Source organism: Gracilibacillus phocaeensis (assembly GCF_900626275.1).
In the GTDB taxonomy this organism is placed as follows: domain Bacteria; phylum Bacillota; class Bacilli; order Bacillales; family Amphibacillaceae; genus Gracilibacillus; species Gracilibacillus timonensis.
This window is the reverse complement of record NZ_LR131144.1, coordinates 660,652-680,766: the sequence shown is the minus strand read 5'-3', so window position 1 is coordinate 680,766 and position 20,115 is coordinate 660,652. Positions and strand designations below refer to the sequence as shown.

The following is a 20,115-nucleotide window of genomic DNA, read 5'->3' as shown; positions in this document are numbered from 1 at the left end:
ATTTGCTACACTCCTTTATTGTTGTACATTAGACATATCGTCTGAGATAAATGCGCCTGGCAGCAAGTCCTGCACCGTCGTTTCCAGTACATCCCCTTGTAAATTGGTCAAAATCACCGGCATATCAGCCTCGCACAATTCTGCCATCACCTGACGACAAGCCCCACATGGTGAAACGGGCCGGTCACTATCGGCGACAACTGCCATCATGGAAAAATCTCGCGAACCATTGGCATAAGCATGAAATAAAGCCGTTCTCTCACCACAATTACACATAGGGTAAGCGGCATTTTCAATATTACAGCCATGAAAAATGTGTCCGTCTTTATCTAACAAGGCGGCACCTACTTGAAAGTTCGAATAGGGTACATAGGCTTTTTTCATCGCTTTTTTTGCCTCTTCGATAAGTTTCGTTTGCATCATTTCCCTCCTCTCTAGCCAATTTTTTGCACTAAGTGCTTCACAAATTGTAAAAAACTGGCCCGCACTCTTTCGGTGGTTTCGATCACCTCGTCGTGTGTCAATGGCTGGTCGAGAATACCTGCCGCCATATTGGAAATACAAGAAATACCGAGACATTTAATGCCAGCATGTCGAGCGACGGTTACCTCTGGTACAGTGGACATGCCAACTGCATCGCCACCAACTTTATCTAACATGCGAATCTCGGCTGGTGTTTCATAGCTAGGGCCGGTATTCCATACGTACACCCCTTGTTTTAGTGGGAGCTCTAGAGCTTCCGCTGTTTGATTGGCGATTGCTTGTAAATCTCGATCATAAGCCGTCGACATATCTGGAAAGCGTACACCATGCTCAGCCACATTCTCCCCGATTAATGGATTTTGACCGGTATTGTTGATATGGTCTGTAATTAACATTAAATCGCCCGGTTCCAAGGATTGATTGACTCCGCCGGCTGCATTGGTAACAATTAATGTGCTGACACCTAATTCCTTCATTACACGGACCGGAAAAGTGACAGCGTCTAGTCCATATCCTTCATAGTAGTGAAAGCGTCCTTGCATGGCGATCACTTCAACCCCATCCAGCTGGCCAATAACTAACTGTCCTGCATGTCCTTCCACGGTGGAAACAGGGAACCCTGGGATTTCTTCATACTTGATTTTCGTATCCTCTGTGATCTCATCAGCAAGCACGCCTAATCCCGAGCCGAGAATCAATCCGATCGCTGGCTTGCCATTGATTCTTTGCTGTAAAAAATTCGTTGCTTCATTTAATTGCTTCATTGCCATTCCTCCGTTTCTACTTACGTTTGGTTTTATTATATCATTTTTTATATAGAAATAAACGGAAAGTCCGTACTCACACTATTATTCTTGACAGTCTATTAAATATATGATATTTATGTAAAGTGTTAGCACTCAGAAGCAAAGAGTGCTAAAATACATAGTAGACAGAAATAGAGGAGGAATACGACATGGAAAAGAAGCAATTCCAGGCCGAATCACAGCGGCTGTTAGAAATGATGGTGCACTCTATCTACTCACAAAAAGAAATTTTCTTACGTGAATTGATTTCCAATGCGAGTGACGCGATTGATAAGATCTATTATAAAGCATTGACGGATGAAAATATATCTTTTAACCAAGAAGATTATTTTATTCGTATTGAACCAAATCAAGAAGCTCGTACCTTAACCGTAAAAGATACTGGTATCGGAATGACCAAAGAAGAGCTGGAGAATAACCTTGGTATCATTGCCAAGAGTGGTTCCCTTGATTTCAAAAAAGACATTGATATGAAGGATGGACAAGAGATCATTGGTCAATTTGGGGTTGGTTTCTACTCTTCTTTTATGGTAGCCGATCAAGTAACCGTTTATACACGTTCACTCTACAGTGACGAAGGTTACAAATGGGAGTCTGACGGTGTCGAGGGTTATACCATTGAACCGATCGAAAAGGAAGACGTTGGTACAGAAATCGTCATCCAAATCAAAGAAAATCAAGAAGAAGAAAATTACGATGATTTCGTAGATCCAAACCAACTACAGACGATTATCAAAAAATATTCTGACTTTATCCGCTACCCAATCAAGATGGATATAACCGAACAACAACCGCAAGACGATGAAGGAGAAGAATTCATCGATGTTACCGAAGAAAAGACGGTTAACAGTATGGTGCCAATCTGGCGCAAAAATAAACAGGAGTTAACAGATGAGGATTATGAAAGCTTTTATCAAGAGAAACGTTTTGGCTTTGACAAACCATTAAGCCATCAGCACATCAGTGTCGACGGTACCGTACGTTTCCAATCAATCCTTTATATTCCAGAACAGCCACCGTTCAATTATTATTCTCAGGAATATGAAAAAGGGTTGGAGCTCTATTCTAACGGTGTCTTGATTATGGAAAAATGTGCTGACCTATTACCGGATCATTTCAGTTTTGTCAAAGGGATTGTTGACTCCGAGGATTTATCTTTAAATATCTCCCGGGAAATCCTGCAGCAAGATCGCCAGGTGAAGCTAATCGCCAAAAACTTAGAAAAGAAAATCAAAAATCACTTACAAAGCATGCTGAAGAACGATCGTGAAAAATATGAACGTTTCTACCAAGCCTTTGGCCGACAAATCAAGTTTGGTGTCTATTCCGACTTCGGCGCCAACAAAGAAACGTTAAAGGACTTATTACTGTTCCATTCTTCGAGTGAAAACAAATTAGTATCCTTAAAAGAGTATGTCGAACGCATGCCAGAGGATCAAGAGCATATTTATTATGCAACAGGCGAATCGCATGACCGGATTGAAAAACTGCCACAAACCGAATTAGTCAAGGATAAAGGTTATGAGATCCTTTATTTCACTGATGAAGTCGATGAATTTGCGATCCGTATGCTAATGAATTATGACGAGAAAGAATTCAAGAATGTCTCTAGCGGTGACCTTGATCTAGAGGATGAGGAGACCAAACAAGAAGCAGAAAAGCAAAAAGAAGAGCATAAGGATTTACTAAACGAGATGAAAGAAATCTTAGGCGGTAAAGTGAAGGATGTTAAGCTATCTACTCGCTTGAAGTCGCATCCGGTTTGCTTATCTGCTGAGGGTGAAGTATCGATTGAAATGGAAAAGGTATTAAAGCAAATGCCAGATAATCAAAACATCGAAGCGACTAAAGTATTGGAAATCAACAATAAGCATGAGATTTTCGATGCATTGGTACGCGCCCATGGTTCTGATCAAGAAAAGGTTAAATTATATACCAATATTCTATACAACCAAGCCTTGTTAATCGAAGGTCTTCCTGTTGAAGATCCTGTTGCACTTACGAATGATATGTGTAAGGTGATGGTGTAAGGTCATGAAGATACCGGTTTTTTCCGGTATCTTTTTTTTGAGGATAATAATACAATCCTCATTATATTTTGAATCGATTGGATCCTCAAAATCAGCGTATCGATAAATCGGGTACTTTGAGAGAATAATTAGTGCCTAACAACACTCTAGCCAAGCCCTCTGCTTTCCAGAGCTATCTCACGTCAAGTGCGATCTTTTTTCCTCAGTTCTCATTCACAAGATTCATTCTTATGGACTCAGGAACGCGTTTTCCTCTCTACAGTCCGCGAGATTCATCACTTGTGGTCTTGGTAATTATCTAATTATCAATAGGCTATAACCTCTTAAGCAAAGATTTCCTACATAAAATATTGTCACTTCCCCATTTTTACAGTTTAACGACAACTCACAGGTGTAATAATTACTATATAAGCATATTCTAAGCAAGACAGTATAACATAAGGAGGAGAAAGCATGCAGCTAAACGTAGCGCAGAAATTAATTCAAGAACATTTACTGTCAGGTGAGATGAATGCTGGTGAAGAGATCGGACTGAAGATAGACCAGACATTGACGCAAGACGCAACAGGTACAATGGTCATGCTGGAATTAGAAGCAATGGGAATTGATAAGGTGAAGACCGAAGCTTCAGCTCAATATGTCGATCATAACTTGATTCAAGAAGACTTTCGTAATGCCGACGACCATCTATTTTTGCGTAGTGCGGCTCAGAGGTTTGGCATCTATTACAGCAGGCCAGGTAATGGAGTTAGCCACCCTGTCCATATGCAACAGCTAGCCAAACCAGGTAAAACTTTGTTAGGGTCGGATAGTCACACATGTGCCAATGGCTGTATGGGCATGTTAGCAATTGGCGCCGGTGGGATTGATGTCGCCATGGCAATGGCCGGTGAACCCTATTATGTAAAAATGCCACGTGTGATGGGCGTTGAATTAACCGGAGAATTACCAGACTGGGTAAGTGCCAAGGACGTCATCCTAGAAATGTTACGCCGTCACGGAGTAAAAGGCGGTGTTGGTAAAATTATTGAATATCACGGCCCAGGAGTCCAAGAATTATCGGCAATGGATCGACATGTGATTGCCAACATGGGCGCCGAACTTGGTGCAACAGCAACAGTATTTCCTTCCGATCAGGAGATCAAGCGATTTTTACAACAACAAGGACGTGAAGAGGACTGGACAGAACTGGTTGCTGATAAACGGGCTAGCTATGATGAAGAAGATCATATTGATTTATCTACGTTAGAACCATTAATTGCAACGCCATCCAGTCCAGACAATGTCGTTCCAGTTGCAGAGGTAGCTGGAGAGACCATCTATCAGTCATATATCGGCTCGTCGGCAAATCCTGGTTATCGTGATTTTGCGATTGCTAGTGAGATTGTTAAAAGCAAACAAATTGCGGCAGGTATCTCTTTCGATATTAACCCTACTTCGCGGCAATTATTGGAACAGCTTGTCGAAAACGGCCATATCGCCAATCTTTTATCGGCTGGCGCCCGTATGCATCAAGCTGGCTGTAATGGCTGTATCGGTATGGGACAGGCGCCAGCTACAGGAAGAAACAGTCTGCGCACCACGCCGAGAAACTTCCCGGGACGCTCAGGTACCAAAGAGGATAGTGTTTTCTTATGTAGTCCAGAGACAGCTGCCGCTTCTGCCCTGACAGGTAAGATAACCGATCCACGCAGCTTGGAGATGGACTATCCGACTATTAGTGAGCCAACCAAATTCTCTACACAGGGTATGTTGGAGGCACCACCAGAAGACAATCGTGAGATCAACTTGGAAAAAGGACCAAATATTTCCTCCATACCTGATTTTCAAGCTATTGAAAATAATTTCGATCTGCCTGTATTATTAAAAATGACGGACAATATCTCTACCGATGAGATCCTAGCTGGTGGATCCAGAGTATTGCCATACCGTAGTAATATTCAAAAAATTAGTACCTTCGCCTTTGAAATTATCGATGAAGACTATTATGAGAAGGCGATGAAAAAGCGTGACAGTGGTGGACACACGCTTATTGCCGGTTCCAATTATGGTCAAGGTTCCAGTCGAGAACACGCTGCACTTGCGCCGCGTTATTTGGGATTAAAAGTGGTACTGGTGAAGGATTTTGCCCGGATCCATTTACAAAACCTGATTAACTTCGGGATTTTACCATTAACCTTTGTCGATGAAATGGATTTTGAAAAGATTAAACAAGGAGATATCCTGGAATTTCGTCACATCCATGATACCCTTAAAGAAAAACGAGACTTTTCGATTCAGGTCAAAGGATCCGAGCAACAAATCCAGGTACAGCATGATTTAACCGATCGACAGCTTGATATCATCTTACAAGGCGGTATTATTAATTGGATTAAACAAAAACAATAATCCCAATGGAAGGGGTGTTCGTTTATGGGTTCCCAACAGTTTGCTTGTAAGGCTTGTGATGGAACAGGTCTGTTAATGGATGATAACCAGTGGCAATATACTTGTTCCATCTGCCATGGAGATGGTTATATTGCCCGTATGGAGACAGTTGAGAAGTTAGAAGTAGATGAAACAAACCGAGTCATTGAATAGCAAAAGTGCCCTGTTTTTTCAAGACAGGGCACTTCTTAATTTTATGCATAAAGAAATTTCAAACAAACGGCTTCCGGTGCAGCTACATCTTTTTGGACAAGCGTTAACGTGCCTGCTTCTGGATCACGTTCAAATAATACGATGGTGCCAGATTCCTGATTGGAAGCTACAATAAACTGTTCAGAAGGATCTAAAACAAAATCACGTGGCCAATCCCCTTCTGTATCTGTCCATTCGATAAATTCCACGGTAAAATCATCTAATACGCGGTACACAGCGATCGAGTTATGTCCTCGATTTCCAGCATAAACAAACCGACCGTCAGAGGAAAGGTGAACCGCACTTCCCTGGCTGTTCTCCGTGAAATCCTCTGGTAATGTTGAGATATACTGCCATTCTTCAAAACGACCGTCCTGCTGATCATATTTTAAGACAATCACTTCATTGCTAAGCTCTGTCATTACATAAGCATATTCTCCATTGGGATGAAAAGCGATATGACGAGGACCACTACCTGGTTTTGTCTTTAACACATTCACTTCTTCCAAACTACCATCCTGAGGTTGATATGTCGTGATCGTATCCGTTCCTAAATCGACTACCACCACAAAACGTTCATCTGGTGTATATCCTGCAAAATGCAAGTGTGGCTTTTCTTGTCTTTCATGAGGCCCATTCCCTTCATGCTTGGCAGAAGTTGGTGCCTGCAGGGATCCATCGGAATTGGTTGCGAATGCCTCCACTAACTGAGTATGGTAGTTGGCTGCCACCACTAGTTGTTTTTGACTATCTACACTGACATGGCAAGGAGCTGATCCAGGTGTTACTTGACTGTTTAACGGGCGTAAGCTTCCCTGATCATCCGCAATTTCAAATGCCGTCACGCCACCTTGATTTCCTTCTTTTGCCACCGCATAGAGATTCTGATTATCTTTACTTATCGTTACATATGTAGGGTTATCAAGAGAGGCTACCACCTCTACACCGCTTAATTGTTTCTTTTCTGTATCTAAAATAAATTTATATACTCCTTCACTTTCCTTTTTTGTATAAGATCCGATATAGCCGATATATTTTGTCATTTTCCTCCACCTTTCGTTGTTTCCGTGTTTTCACCCTTTTATTATAGCAAAAAATAATTGTTAAAACCAAGAAGTGTACTTGGTACCACCATGAGCTGTGTTAGTTACAAGCATGCAGATAAGACGAAGCAGTATTGTGCTCATTCTTACGGACAATATTTCGTGATTTGGCATTTTTTTGTCCGTTAGATTCGGTCTTACGGACAACATTTCGCGATTTCGCTTTTTTTGTCCGTTAGATTCGATCTTACAGACAACATTTCATGATTTCTCCATTTTTTGTCCATTAGATTCGTTCTTACGGACAACATTTCGCATTTTCGCATTTTTTTGTCCGTTAGATTTGGTCTTACGGACAATATTTCGTGATTTCTCCATTTTTTGTCCATTAGATTCGTTCTTACGGACAACATTTCGCATTTTCGCATTTTTTTGTCCGTTAGATTTGGTCTTACGGACAATATTTCGTGATTTCTCCATCTTTTGTCCGTTAGATTCATTCTTACAGACAACATTTCGCCATTTCGCATTTTTTTGTCCGTTAGATTCGGTCTTACGGACAATATTTCGTGATTTCTCCATTTTTTGTCTGTCAGATTCATTACGGACAATATTTCATGATTGTACGGATTTTTGTCCGTTAGATGATACGGGATCGAGGCTGCCTTTTCTTCTTAGTCTCACATACAATAGGCAGTCATTTACAAGAACAGGAAGCATGCCCGTCTAGAATAGCATACGAGGGGAAACTCGACAATTGCCGAGTTTCCCCTCGCTATCGATTACATCATTGTTTTGTTGCGGCGCATATGGTAATAGGCATACGCACCAATTCCAACCGACGCTAGTACAGACAGCATTCGTTTGTTTCTCATGTGTATTCCTCCATTCGTTAGGATACACCTTATTATTTGCTATCTTGTTCTATCTAACCCCAGCATCTCATTGGAATTTGTTTCCTACAAATAGAAAAAATAAAATAAACAAGCCAATGGTAAAGGGCAAAGCGCCAATCAGACTCAAACTCATCCCATTGTAGCCCCCTACCATTTCATTACCAATCAGATAGATCACTACACCTACGGCACAGCTAAGAAACCCCCACCAATAAGGCAATCGTTTGAATAAACTAATAATCATCCCGATCAAACACACACTTAGAAAAAACCATGGTAATACCACATAGATAAAATGCCCCACATTACTCATCCTTTATTTACACTGACAGGAGTTAGTTATCATTCTCCTTGCTACTGTCATTATAAACCTATTTTACCTAAGTGAAAAGAGACTTCCATTAAAAGAAGTCCCTTTGTAAAAAACAGTTGCATATACATATTATGCACCGACTGCAAATTCGGAAAAATCCTCTACAACTTCCGCACGTTTAAGTAATTTTCTGATTCTGAACAGTCGTGTTTTCACCGCTGAATTACTAATATTTAACATCTCTGCTATTTGTTGATTATCAAACTCCAGCCTGAATTTTAGTTGAAAGACAGCCAATAATTTTTGCTGATTACCGATACATTGTTCTAACTCTTCCAATAGGATTGAACAATTTAAACGTTCTTCCACAAAGTCCCCCGCACACAAATCCAGCTCTTCCAGCCAATTAGGATCCTGAAACAAACAGGTATGCGAGCGTTTCTCTTTGCGGAGTAAATCAATGGCCGTTCGGGTCGTAATTGTTTTTAACCAGGAACCCAGCTTTTCTACCTGCGCTATTTTCTTGCCTTGCTTCAGCACTTTGATCCATGTTTCCTGCACAACGTCTTCCGCAGTTTGTTTGTCTTTTACTACATTGAAGGCGGTATAATACATCATGGCTTGAAATTGATCAACAATGACATCATAGCTCCACATACTGCTTCACCTTCCTTTATGATGACTCTAATTGACTGGTTATGTTAGTTGGTAATTGCGACGAATCAATCGGAATGATATACAATAATTCATCCCCACGTCCGTAAAAACCAATCTGCCATTCACCAGCTTCATTTGCTTGTATATTCATTAGCTCACTGATATCTTCCTCATTCGTTACTTGCAGCCAATTTCCTGGTACCTCTTGAAATGGAAAAGAGTAAAAATCTTCCGAATTCCCTGTTCCATCCGTAATAGCAATCATTCGCACATCATCTTCGTTGACTTGTATTAAGTCATCCATGTTTTCTTCTTGCAACAACTCAATCACATGCCGAAAATTCACCGGAACACCATGACCAATAGACGTTCCATCATGGAGTTGAAATTCGATCGAAAGCGTAGATTGTACATCTGCCCGTCTAAGCATTTGATAGTCCATATCAAGCACATCTTGCCGATAAGCTTCCACTAGCTTATCGATCATTTCCGGAGACGTTATCTCCTGTGATTGCTGGTAACCATAAAGGTAAACAGACCGGAATGTAATACCCTCCTCAAATAGCCACGGATAGATAGCTTTTTTAAAATTATCATGCTGTGCCATTCGTTCTAGGTATGGATCTAGTGTCGTAATATCATCCATTGTGTATTCCCTCGTCATCTGCTGGCCGTTGGATAATAAATACGTTAGCGTTACGTTATTGGAATAGAAAATGCCGTCAAAAGTAGAGTGTCGGTTCCGATCCAGTAGCTCTTGATGCAGCGAGATCGTATCTTGAATGCTTTGATGATCTTCCACAAAATAATCGGAATCATACTCCTCATTTAAATAGTACCTGCTTCCCATCTCTCCAGTGTTAATCATCACTCCCTCTACTTGGTCAGCGGTTGGAATTTTAGACTCAAATCCATACCAATCAAAGACAACGGATAAGAGTAAAATAATCGAGATGCCGATATACACGACAAATCCTCTCCACTTGGCAAACACACGCCAAGTTTTTTGAATTAACATTTCTGCCAATACATAGCCAATCACAGCTCCTAATCCATAACCTACCGTTAACCAAGAAAGGCTTGCACCTTGTATCACCGCAAAATACATGCCGCCCAGCAACATCATACAAAAGGTAACCCCAAACTTAAAAATAGGCTTGATAATTGGAAACGCAAAGGCTTGTTGTGTTACTTCTGCTGGTCTTATCTGATAAAGCAAAGCAGCCACAACGATAAAGACAAGGGCAACAATCCAGTAATACCATAACGTCCAGCCATCCGAAACGCCATACATATTATCTATCAGCCAGATAATTGGCGATAAACGGTACATTAACGCATCTGGCGTAAAGGAATCGCTGTAACCAATTAATAATAGCGCCAAATTACTTTGCAGCAAAAAGATAATACCCGCCGGGAAAAACAGGGTAATATAGGTAAGTGCACCTTGAACAATTGAATTACCGGTAAGGTGTCCGATAAATAAACTGCAAGCAAAGAACAAGGTTTGGAACGTCATCGTATAATAAAACCAGCGAAAAATATCGTCACTTTGATAAATGATATCCACTTGATCGATATTCAACAGCGCCAGTAAGATCAAACCAGTAATCACAACAGGAACTAACAATTGGATATACCCCATCACCAGCTGATGAATAAAAATGGTGGAGCGTTTCAAGGGCAGACTGTGCATAAAATCAGAAGACCCCTTTGCGTGCATATAATGGGAAACGAAAATACCAGCCAATACAGAAAAGATAACAATAAAAAGCACTTGAAAAGCAGAACCCAAGGATAGAAAGATATCGGTATGCTCCCACATTTCTTCTTGCGCAAGTCCGAGCCTAAATTCCTCATTGGACAGCTCCATGAGAACGCGTATTGGTAAGACGAGCAATAATACCAATAAATAGGCGATGCCAATCCAGCCAGTTGATCGAAAACTTTGTTTCATTAATTCTTTTTTATAAGAGAATATTCTCGATCCCATAGCCCGCATCCTCCATTTCATAAATAAAGATTTCCTCTAATGTTAACGGCAAAATATCAAAAATCACTGGTTGATACTTCCCTATTTTTTCTTCAATATCTGTTCGATCCCCTCGAATCACACAAACATAAACACTGCCTCGTTTTTCCTTTTCAATAATCTGTAATCCTTCTAATAAAGCTGCCTCATCCACTTCGCCTTTAAAGGCAAATTGCACCTTATGTGTATCGGATTTTAGATCATCAAGATTGTTCTCGATCAAGAGCTTACCACGATGTAATACGCCGATCGCGTCACACATGTCCTCCACTTCTTGAAGGTTGTGCGAGGAAATAAGTACAGTCATATCACGTTCCGCTACATCCTGAATGATCCATGACTTGATTTTACGTCGGATGACGGCGTCAAGCCCATCAAATGGTTCATCCATAATTAAGTAATCCGGGCGAGCACATAAAGCCAGCCAAAAAGCTACTTGGCGCTGCATTCCTTTGGAGAATTTATGGATTTTCTCTTTCGGATTTAAATCCAATAACTGCTGCATATGATCAAAGCGTTTTTGATCCCAGTATGGATAGGTATTGGCATAAAATGATGCCATTTGCTTAACGGTATATTGTGAAAAGAAAAAGGGTTGATCTGGAATAAAAATCATTCGTTCTTTTAATAGCGTATGCTCAAAAACCGGGTTGTCTTCAATCAGGATACTCCCGTGATTCTGCTTAATGATACCAGCAATCGTTTTTAGCAATGTCGTTTTGCCCGCGCCATTCGAACCAAGTAATCCATAAATTGAACCCTTTTTAACGAATAAGTTAATCTGTTGCAGCACCTTATTTTTTTCAAAATGCTTTGACAATTGCTCAATCTGGATCATAAGCATCCCCCTTTAACACTGATGTCTGACTCTCTTCTATTATTTGCTTCATCTCTTGGTTTGTCATGCCGAGAAAAAAAGCCTCGACCATTAATCGTTTCAAATGTTCTCTAATTTCCTTGATCTCTGCTGTGTTATCTATCTGTGATATTTGACTGACAAAGCTACCCTTTCCTTTTACAGAATAAATATAGCCCTGTGCTTCTAACTCTCGGTATGCCTTTTGAATCGTATTAGGATTAATTGATAAATCTTGTGCTAGTGATCGTACCGAGGGTAACTGTTCATCTTGCTGAAGTACTTCACTCATAATGAGCTGTTTGAATTTATCCACTAATTGCTCATAAATCGGCTGCCTGCTGCGCAAATCTAATTCAAACATGGCACCCTCCCTTTCACTGTATTAATTGTATTAGGTGTACTAGTTATGTTAATACAGTTAATTATAGATGATTTTTGAAAAATTGCAAGAGGGTTTTTTAATTTTTTAGACTTCCATGTGTTGATCTTTTATCACTTAAGGAACATTGACGATCTTAAATGATGGACCAAACCTGGAAAATAAAACGGGGGATTATCTTGATCATGACAACCATTTTCTAAGCTTTCCGAACTTTTTTGGTCGTCATTTCTTTTATGGCAACCATAAAAAACCTTGCACTCCATCACGGAATACAAGGTCTTGTTTTAACTCATTTCTTTTTGATACCATTCGCTTGCTGCAGCAACTTCTGTTTGGGTCAGCTGATGGCCATTATTCTCCCAATGAATCTGAACCAAAGCACCATTATCCTTCAAAATTCGCTCCAGGTCCAAGGATTCTTGCTCTGTACACAAAGGATCATTATGTCCAGCGGTAATCAGAACCTTCACATTAGTCAGCTCTGGCAATTCGATGTTCCTGCTTGGGACCATTGGATGGTGTAAGATAGCAGCAGATAGAGCATCCTGATAGCGAAATAACAAACTTCCTGCGATATTTGCGCCATTCGAGTAACCTACGGCGATCACATAGTTACGGTCAAATTGGTATTCCTCTGCCGCTTCATCCAGAAACTCATATAACTCTTTCGTCCGCAAGCGCAAATCCTCTTCATCAAAAACGCCTTCCGCTAACCGTTTGAAAAATCGCGGCATGCCATTTTCCAACACGTTGCCACGCACACTTAACACATTGGCATCTGGATCCAGTCGTTCTGCAATCGGCAGCAAATCCGTTTCTGTACCGCCTGTGCCATGTAATAAAAGTAAGGTGGGGCCCTGTAATTGTTTTCCTTCTTTGAAAATATGCTTCATCTTATCACCCTTCCTCTTCTCTCGAAATCAAACTATTTATTATATTAAGTTTAAAAAAGATCATACTTTCTGTCAAACCGCTTGTCTAAAGTGATTACTCATACTAAAATGAAGAAAAACCATCACGGCGAGGAGATTTATCCATGTATCTCATACCTTTATTTGTGAATCTGCATCATAAAAAAATTGTCTTAGCAGGCGGAGGAACGGTAGCAGCAAGAAAATTGCAAAAACTGCTTCCTTTTCATCACAATATAACGATTGTCAGTCCGGAAATATCATCTATCATACAAAACCTTATTGACCAGTATCAAATTCAATGGATCAAGGCACGTTGTCAATTATCCCATATGACAGAGGCAGACGTTATTATTATTGCCACCAACGATCCAGCGACTAATCAATATTTGGCAGAACATGCTCCAGAGAAAGCCTGGGTAAATGCCAGCCATCAAGCACACGTCGGCAACCTGCAATTCCCGATCACGATAAACAAAGGGCGATTACAGGTTGCGATTTCTACGGGAGGTGCCAGTCCTATCCTTGCACAAAAAATAAAGCAGACGATAGAAGAACAAATCCCTGATTCGTATGAGCAATATATCGATTTTTTATACCAAGCCCGCATCACAGTCCGTACGCATATAGCTTCTGCCCAAAAGAGACAGGAGTTATTACAAGCGATTGTCGATGAACCTATTTTTTCTACGAGAGCACAACAAGACTGGCTCGATCATGTGGCGCAAATGAAATCGATGTAGACACCTCAGTTATGCTGCTGGAGCGACTGCAATTTTTCCAACGCCCGCCCCGTATGTATTTGTTGCTTAGCAAGCTCAATTCCTTCTTCTATACTTGAGGTGATATGAAAAAGGTAATAGCGTAAACCCGCGTTTAAAAGGGTTTGATGATAGGCATAGCGATACTTCCCCGTCTGTTCCCCTTGGAAAACAGCTCGAACTCTATGTGCCTGCTCTACTGCCGATAACTTTTCCTGTTTATCAAATTCTTTACTCGCCAGCCCATAATCTTCTGGTCTGACGATAAACGAGTCCAGTCCCTCTGGTGTCCAATCAAAGACGAAGCTATTGCGGTGCACTGGGACATCTTCTGAACCTTCCAAGCCTTGAACTACATAAACATGTTGATAATCAAGCTGCTTGAAGACCTCCGATAATTTATTAATAGCCGTCCGATGAAAGGCACCCAGCATCACATTTTTCGCCTGGCTAATGTTGACTAGTTTTTCTACGGTGTTAAATAGGGTCCGCACCCCGATCTCTTCTCTTATGGGACGAACGCGAGCAAGAGCCGGACAATATTGTTCGGTGTCGGCAAACCCAAACTGATCATGCTCGACCATGGCGGTCAGCTCTTGCTTAGTTGCTTCCGTTGATATCAACAATTCCTGCATAATCGCTTTTAATGAAGTACCATATTTAGGAGGCAGCGTGTCACTAGCAGAGAGAAAAACAGGTACACCATGTTCCGCTAACAAAAGCGATACAGGAATAGTGGCCGCAAAGGAATTCCGACCATTATACGGTCCTGCAAAATCAATGGCTTGGGCTTGCCGATCGGCGCTTAAGTCTAGATGGTCGGCATGATCGGATAACGTATGAATAAATGCCAATAATTCTTCTGCCGATTCCATCTTGATGCGTTCTGCCACCAAATAAGCGGCGGTTTGTGCCGATGTTGCTTGTCCAGACAGCAAGGTTTCGGCTACTTCCACTGTTTCCTGATAAGTTAAATCCTTGGAGCCCTTTTTTCCTCTAGCTACTTCCTTCAGCCATTTCTGCACGGTCAGCCGCTCCCTCCATTGCTTCTTTGGTTCGATCAACTAACACATCAACCACATTAGGGTGATGCCCTAGATAATCGGTTCGCAGCACTTGTTGATCGTTCCCCAAATTCAAGGAAGCAATATATTCCTTGATGCCACGATCTAACAGCCCGGTAAATAATAAATAAGGAATAACAATCACGGAACTGGATTGATTTACCTTGGCTTGTAACAGTTGTTCAAATTTAGGTTTTGCAGCCGCTAGAAAACAGACCTCCAGCGAGGAATTCGGATATCGTTCTTGTAGCATGTTTGCCAATTGTTCCATATCGGTTAATATATCCGGATCACTGCTGCCTCTTCCCACCAACAACATTTCGAAATGCTCCAGATTTTGAAGTGGTAGTTCATCAATGCGTTCTGCCAATACATCTACCATCCTGTCATCCACTTCAATCGCCTTTCCATAAACAAACTCTACTTCGGGATACTTATGGTGTTCTTGTTCGATCAGTTTGGGAATATCTCGTTTAGCATGTCCTGCAGTGAGTAATAAAATGGGCATCACAACAATTTTTGTGGCCCCTTGTTCTACAACTTTTGCAACGGCGTCTGATATATTTGGTTCCTGTAGTTCTAAAAAGCAACCCTTTTGAATCGGTGCATCGACTTGATCCTTTACTCGTCTAAGCAATTGCATTGATTCGTGTTTGGCTTGTTCTACTCTACTCCCATGACATATATATATAACGGCTTCCACGCTAACAGCCCCTCTATCTATTTTATTTATTTACATTCTAATTTTATCATATCTGCTGAGAAGCTAAAAGGAGAACAGAGAGGCTGGCAGCATATTGCCAGGCAATGGAGATGTGCGCGCAGGGTGATTCATTGTCCAAAGCACTAACCATCAGTAAAGCAAAGCTCCACTGATGGCAGCCGTACTTTACAACGGCAAGGCTGGGGAGGCGATCGTATTCCACCAAACCAATAAACTAATCAGGATACCAATAAATACGATCAGACTTTTTATCGCGTATGGAAGCTGGTATGGTATGAGCTTCAGAATAAGTCCTAATACAATTACTGTAACAAAAATATAAATGACTGCATATAAAAGCATGCCCAGAAAATTATCTACTGGCATTTTCATCGATTCGACTAAGATACTCACAACTACACCTCATTAAACATGAACTATTTTCTTCTACTATGATACAATATTTTGCCGAATATGAAAGTATTTTTTTATAATGTAACCTTTTTGTTAAGAAAAATGTCGTGTATTGGGTGTTAAAACATCCTTATTACTTGTAAGAAAATACACAAAGGAAATCTTCCCTTTGTGCATTTTTTGCTATTCCTATCGTAGTTCCTTAATCAACGCCTCTGGCTGCTCACCGCGCAGTCCTGTCAGCAAGTTTTCAGCTGCATACTTTTTCATTGCTTCCCGTGTTTCGGCAGTCGCTGAACCTATGTGCGGCAGGGTAACGACTTGATTCATCTGTAAAAAAGGATGACTAGGATCGATTGGCTCCTGCACAAATACATCTAAACCTGCCCCGGCAATCTGCTTGTCTTCCAATGCCTCGATTAAAGCCTGTTCATCTACTACGGCACCTCTAGAGGCGTTAATAAAAAAGCAGCTGTCTTTCATCTTGGCAAATGCTTCTTTTCCTATTAGCTGATAAGTGGCTGTTGTAAGAGGCGTCATTAGCAAAATAAAATCAGAGCTTTCCAGTAAACGATCCAATTCTTCATAAGTAACCTGTAATTCTTGTTCTGCCGTTTCATGACGGGAACGATTATAGTAAGACACATCCATTTCAAAACCAAAGCGGGCACGGCGAGCTACTTTTTCCCCTATTCGTCCCATTCCGATAATGCCCAATTTCTTATGGTGTACATTATGACCGAATTCAGGGAGATCTATTGCCTTCTGCCATCTGCCTTGTTTAACGTATTGATCTAACTCTGGTATTCGCCGTGCAGTGCCCAGAATCAGTCCAAAAATCAAATCAGCGACGGTTTCATCTAATACATATGGCGTATGGGTAGCCTGTATTCCCGCCTGTTGTATCGCTTCTGTATCAAAATTATCATAACCAACGGCAATATTACTGACCACCTCTAATTTGCTGGCTGCTTGTAACAACTCGGTGTCAATCTTATCCTTGGAAGTCAATAATCCGTGGTATGCATGGATCTCCTTCAGTAGCTGTTCTCTTGGCATTTGTTCAGAGCTCCCCCACTCTGTTACGTCGACCTCCGCTTCCAATAATTCTTTTACGGATGACGGTATAGTTTCCGTTACTAATACGCTTTTTCTCATTGTCTACCTCCTCGTTTATCTTTCTGACAACATCTTCATAATCAATCCTGCTGTTTCTTCGATGGATTTATCGGATACGTTAATCACCGGACAACCTAACTTGTCCATCAAGTTATCGGCTGTTTCCATCTCCCGTTCAATTTGATCCATGGAGGCATACTTGGATTGAGCAGGCAAACCTAAAGTCTTTAACCGCTCCGTCCTGATTTTCAACAGTTGGGCTGGGTCAATCGTCAGTCCCACCACCATTCTATCTACATCAGCAAACAGCTCTTCCGGTGCTTCCATATCAGGCAAAATAGGCAAATTCGCCGTTTTAATACCTTTATGAGCTAAAAATATACTTAAGGGTGTTTTCGAAGTGCGTGACACCCCGATTAAGGCAACATCAGCCATCAGGAGACCTTTCACATCTTTTCCATCGTCATATTTAACGGCAAATTCCACTGCTTCAATCCGTTTAAAATATTCTTCATCTAAGACCTGTCGCTGACCGGGATCTGGCTTTGGATTACCATCAAAGGTATCAATATATGCCTGCATCATCGGTCCCATCACATCTACGGCCCGAATATCAGCTTGAATCGCTTCTTGTTGCATTTTCGCCCTCAATTCAGGCTGAACCAAGGTATACGCTATAAAACCTTTTTTGCTTTTTACCTCTTTCATAATATCCTCTATTTCTGTTTCTGTCTGAATATGGCTTTGTCGTTTCACTTGTACATTGTTATTAGCAAATTGTCTGATGGTTGCTCTCACCACTGCTTCTGCCGTCTCTCCCACGGCATCGGAACATACAAATACGTAGGACTGTTCTGCCATCACTCTACACTCCCCCTGTGTGTAAGCTATCAAATGGATGATCAATCAATGCTTTCACGATATTGGTTTTGGTGATTCGGCCAATCACTTTGTCTTTGTTTTCTTGATTCTTAACGACCGGTAAGCTGTCCACTTCATACAACACCATCATACTGGCAGCCTCGTAAACGCTTTTATCTGATGCAATGGTATATACCTTTGGCTGTCTGGTCATCACCAAATGTACCGGCATTGATACAGCTTCTGGATTTCCCAAAGTTACCTTTAATAAATCCTTGCGCGAGACAATTCCTTCTAAATAATGATGTTCATCGACCACAATCAGTGTTCCCACATCCTCCATAAAAAGAGATATCACAGCATCCTTGACGGTGGTTGTCCGCTGAATGGTAACAGGTACTCCTTGAACATCTTTTATTTGTGTTTGCTTCCAAATGTTCTGTTGACTGGGCTCCTTCTGTTCCTTCGCTAAAAAATAACCTACTTTCGGCTTAGCTTCAATATGTCCCGTCATGACTAACACAGCTAGATCAGATCGCAATGTCCCTTTACTTACGCCCAGCATTTCTGCAATTTGTTCCGCCGTAATCGGTTCATGTTTTGCTAAAATATGCATAATTTCTTTTTGTCGCTTGGTAAAATCAATCATTATCTTCCTCCTGATTCTATGCAAAACAAACACATGTCTAATAAATATCATAACATATTTTTGATGAGTAGCGAAAAATCTATCGGCTAATGTTGTTTCCTTCTATCAAGTAAGAAAAAACCGGCACTCAAAGAAGTCAAAATTGTTCCACATCTGATCACACCAAGACTGCTTTCTTATCCTATAAGGAAATAATATTCGCAAAAAAAGCATAGGTAACCCATCATTTTTATGATATGATAGACGGAATGGAAAATCAAAGGAGTTCAGTCATGATCAAGCAGAAAGAAAAAACGAACTACATATTATTGCTATTTGTTATTTTTGGGGGATTTTTCATTTTTGGCATTTCCGAGAATATTAAGGGGCCGGCCTTGCCAGAGATGCAAACAGAATTAACCATAACAGATGGGACATTAGGAATCTTATTAGCGATTAATTCCTTTGGCTTTTTTCTCGCCTGTACCTATACGTCGTGGTTAATCGCAAAAATCGGAGCAAAGACAACTAATATTCTCACCTTTATCTTGATGGCGTTGTCCGGCGTTTTTATTTATTTCTCTAATAATTTTACCTCTTTAGTGATCGCTTACTTTTTATTATATATAGGAAATGGCATGCTTGAAATCGGTTTAGCCATTATTGCGGCCCGGCTTTTTACAAAAAATACGGGAACCATGCTTAACCTATCTCACTTCTTTTACGGGGTTGGTTCTACAGTAGCACCGATTGCTGCTGCCTACGTGATGGGCTGGGAGATATCGTCTACCGTGTTTGGCTGGCGTGGTATGTATTTAGTGATGATGAGTTTGTCACTCTTTCCTATTATCCCGGTGTTATGGAGCAAATTCCCTAAGGAACAGGTGGCAACAGAATCCGGAGAACCGGCTTCTTTTAAAAAGCTGACTAAAGACCCGATAGCTTGGCTGATTGTCTTTGCCTTAACAATGGGTGTGACCGCTGAATTAGGAATCGCCGCTTGGCTGGTGAATTATTTGGTTAGGGTAAGTGAATGGTCGATTGGTGATGCTTCTGGCTTATTATCTCTGTTCTTTTTTACGTTTATGATGGCACGATTGTTGTTTGGACCGTTAACAGATCGGATTGGTTATGCGATCTCGATTGTTATTTTTTCTACATTCGCAGGTTTACTTAGTCTATTGCCACTTTTTATTGGTGATCAGATTGCTTTCTTATTTGCGATTGCTGGTTTAGGGATTGGCCCGATTTATCCTACAATGATGGCACTAGTCACCAAACAATATCAGGCAGGAACCGATGCTGCGATCACCTTCGTCGTAGTACTGATTGGGATTGGCGGGGTTCTGACAAACCTATTAATTGGTTATATTATTGAATTTGTCACCAGTCTATCCTTTGGCTCTTCATGGGAGGCAAGCAGACAAATCGGTATGCAAGCAGGCTATTTCTTTATCGGGCTCACCGCCATTCTCTGTGCCGTGAGCACGTTAGAAATTTATCGCAGACAGAAAAAAGGCATCGAGTAATCCTC

Annotated in this window: 21 protein-coding genes; 5 read left to right on the top strand and 16 right to left on the bottom strand. The window is 41.0% G+C overall.

The window, feature by feature from the left end:
- Positions 1-15: 15 nt before the first annotated feature.
- Together E0E32_RS11000 and E0E32_RS22625 are read right to left on the bottom strand one after the other, a co-directional pair.
- Positions 16-423, bottom strand: a complete 408-nt coding sequence (locus tag E0E32_RS11000; protein WP_066192688.1) for a cytidine deaminase — start codon at positions 421-423, stop codon at positions 16-18.
- An 11-nt stretch (positions 424-434) separates the two neighbouring features.
- On the bottom strand, positions 435-1,253 hold the full coding sequence (locus E0E32_RS22625; RefSeq protein ID WP_286171883.1) for a purine-nucleoside phosphorylase: 819 nt from the start codon (positions 1,251-1,253) through the stop codon (positions 435-437).
- Positions 1,254-1,438: 185 nt separating this feature from the next.
- On the opposite strand from E0E32_RS22625, the gene htpG reads away from it, so the two are divergent.
- The 3 genes from htpG to E0E32_RS22235 all read left to right on the top strand — a co-directional run bounded on the left by htpG (position 1,439) and on the right by E0E32_RS22235 (position 5,899).
- On the top strand, positions 1,439-3,319 hold the full coding sequence (gene htpG / locus E0E32_RS10990) for a molecular chaperone HtpG (protein WP_066192679.1): 1,881 nt from the start codon (positions 1,439-1,441) through the stop codon (positions 3,317-3,319).
- Between the two features lie 453 nt (positions 3,320-3,772).
- Positions 3,773-5,707: an aconitate hydratase gene (locus tag E0E32_RS10985; RefSeq protein ID WP_130859775.1), complete on the top strand. Its 1,935-nt coding sequence runs from the start codon at positions 3,773-3,775 to the stop codon at positions 5,705-5,707.
- 24 nt (positions 5,708-5,731) lie between these two features.
- Complete coding sequence (locus tag E0E32_RS22235) at positions 5,732-5,899, top strand: hypothetical protein (RefSeq protein ID WP_162840601.1); 168 nt, start codon at positions 5,732-5,734, stop codon at positions 5,897-5,899.
- 41 nt (positions 5,900-5,940) lie between these two features.
- Here the strand turns inward: E0E32_RS22235 and E0E32_RS10980 are convergent, their stop codons facing one another.
- The 8 genes from E0E32_RS10980 to E0E32_RS10945 all read right to left on the bottom strand — a co-directional run bounded on the left by E0E32_RS10980 (position 5,941) and on the right by E0E32_RS10945 (position 13,013).
- Positions 5,941-6,981, bottom strand: a complete 1,041-nt coding sequence (locus E0E32_RS10980) for a lactonase family protein (protein ID WP_130859774.1) — start codon at positions 6,979-6,981, stop codon at positions 5,941-5,943.
- Positions 6,982-7,242: 261 nt separating this feature from the next.
- Positions 7,243-7,563 carry a hypothetical protein gene (locus E0E32_RS10975; protein ID WP_130859773.1) on the bottom strand — a complete coding sequence of 107 codons (321 nt, stop codon included), beginning with the start codon at positions 7,561-7,563 and terminating at the stop codon, positions 7,243-7,245.
- 360 nt (positions 7,564-7,923) lie between these two features.
- Positions 7,924-8,181, bottom strand: a complete 258-nt coding sequence (locus E0E32_RS10970; RefSeq protein WP_130859772.1) for a hypothetical protein — start codon at positions 8,179-8,181, stop codon at positions 7,924-7,926.
- A 138-nt stretch (positions 8,182-8,319) separates the two neighbouring features.
- The gene (locus E0E32_RS10965) at positions 8,320-8,847 is read right to left on the bottom strand and encodes an RNA polymerase sigma factor (RefSeq protein ID WP_130859771.1); all 528 of its coding nucleotides are present in this window, start codon (positions 8,845-8,847) and stop codon (positions 8,320-8,322) included.
- A 16-nt stretch (positions 8,848-8,863) separates the two neighbouring features.
- Positions 8,864-10,840: a DUF6449 domain-containing protein gene (locus tag E0E32_RS10960; protein WP_130859770.1), complete on the bottom strand. Its 1,977-nt coding sequence runs from the start codon at positions 10,838-10,840 to the stop codon at positions 8,864-8,866.
- Positions 10,815-11,717: an ABC transporter ATP-binding protein gene (locus E0E32_RS10955; protein ID WP_130859769.1), complete on the bottom strand. Its 903-nt coding sequence runs from the start codon at positions 11,715-11,717 to the stop codon at positions 10,815-10,817. The genes E0E32_RS10960 and E0E32_RS10955 overlap by 26 nt, the downstream gene beginning before the upstream one ends.
- A complete protein-coding gene (locus E0E32_RS10950) occupies positions 11,704-12,099 on the bottom strand; it encodes a GntR family transcriptional regulator (RefSeq protein WP_066192666.1) in 396 nt (131 codons plus the stop codon). Before E0E32_RS10950 ends, E0E32_RS10955 begins: the two co-directional genes overlap by 14 nt.
- Before the next feature lie 305 nt (positions 12,100-12,404).
- Entirely contained in the window at positions 12,405-13,013 is a 609-nt protein-coding gene (locus tag E0E32_RS10945) for an alpha/beta hydrolase (RefSeq protein WP_066192664.1), read from the bottom strand.
- A 143-nt stretch (positions 13,014-13,156) separates the two neighbouring features.
- On the opposite strand from E0E32_RS10945, the gene E0E32_RS10940 reads away from it, so the two are divergent.
- Complete coding sequence (locus E0E32_RS10940) at positions 13,157-13,774, top strand: precorrin-2 dehydrogenase/sirohydrochlorin ferrochelatase family protein (RefSeq protein WP_130859768.1); 618 nt, start codon at positions 13,157-13,159, stop codon at positions 13,772-13,774.
- Between the two features lie 5 nt (positions 13,775-13,779).
- Here the strand turns inward: E0E32_RS10940 and E0E32_RS10935 are convergent, their stop codons facing one another.
- The 6 genes from E0E32_RS10935 to E0E32_RS10910 form a co-directional block, all read right to left on the bottom strand.
- Positions 13,780-14,817, bottom strand: coding sequence for an anthranilate phosphoribosyltransferase (locus E0E32_RS10935; protein WP_207302285.1), 1,038 nt, complete (start codon positions 14,815-14,817; stop codon positions 13,780-13,782).
- Positions 14,789-15,559, bottom strand: coding sequence for a sirohydrochlorin chelatase (locus tag E0E32_RS10930; protein ID WP_130859767.1), 771 nt, complete (start codon positions 15,557-15,559; stop codon positions 14,789-14,791). Before E0E32_RS10930 ends, E0E32_RS10935 begins: the two co-directional genes overlap by 29 nt.
- Before the next feature lie 186 nt (positions 15,560-15,745).
- Positions 15,746-15,973, bottom strand: coding sequence for a hypothetical protein (locus E0E32_RS10925; protein WP_066192659.1), 228 nt, complete (start codon positions 15,971-15,973; stop codon positions 15,746-15,748).
- A gap of 189 nt (positions 15,974-16,162) precedes the next feature.
- Positions 16,163-17,131 (bottom strand): 2-hydroxyacid dehydrogenase, encoded by a 969-nt coding sequence (locus E0E32_RS10920; RefSeq protein WP_066192658.1) that lies wholly within the window; start codon positions 17,129-17,131, stop codon positions 16,163-16,165.
- Between the two features lie 15 nt (positions 17,132-17,146).
- On the bottom strand, positions 17,147-17,953 hold the full coding sequence (locus E0E32_RS10915; protein ID WP_066196402.1) for a pyruvate, water dikinase regulatory protein: 807 nt from the start codon (positions 17,951-17,953) through the stop codon (positions 17,147-17,149).
- A 4-nt stretch (positions 17,954-17,957) separates the two neighbouring features.
- Positions 17,958-18,602 carry a helix-turn-helix transcriptional regulator gene (locus E0E32_RS10910; protein ID WP_130859765.1) on the bottom strand — a complete coding sequence of 215 codons (645 nt, stop codon included), beginning with the start codon at positions 18,600-18,602 and terminating at the stop codon, positions 17,958-17,960.
- A 272-nt stretch (positions 18,603-18,874) separates the two neighbouring features.
- Here E0E32_RS10910 and E0E32_RS10905 point away from each other — a divergent pair, with 272 nt between their 5' ends.
- A complete protein-coding gene (locus E0E32_RS10905; RefSeq protein ID WP_286171882.1) occupies positions 18,875-20,110 on the top strand; it encodes an MFS transporter in 1,236 nt (411 codons plus the stop codon).
- Positions 20,111-20,115 lie beyond the last annotated feature (5 nt).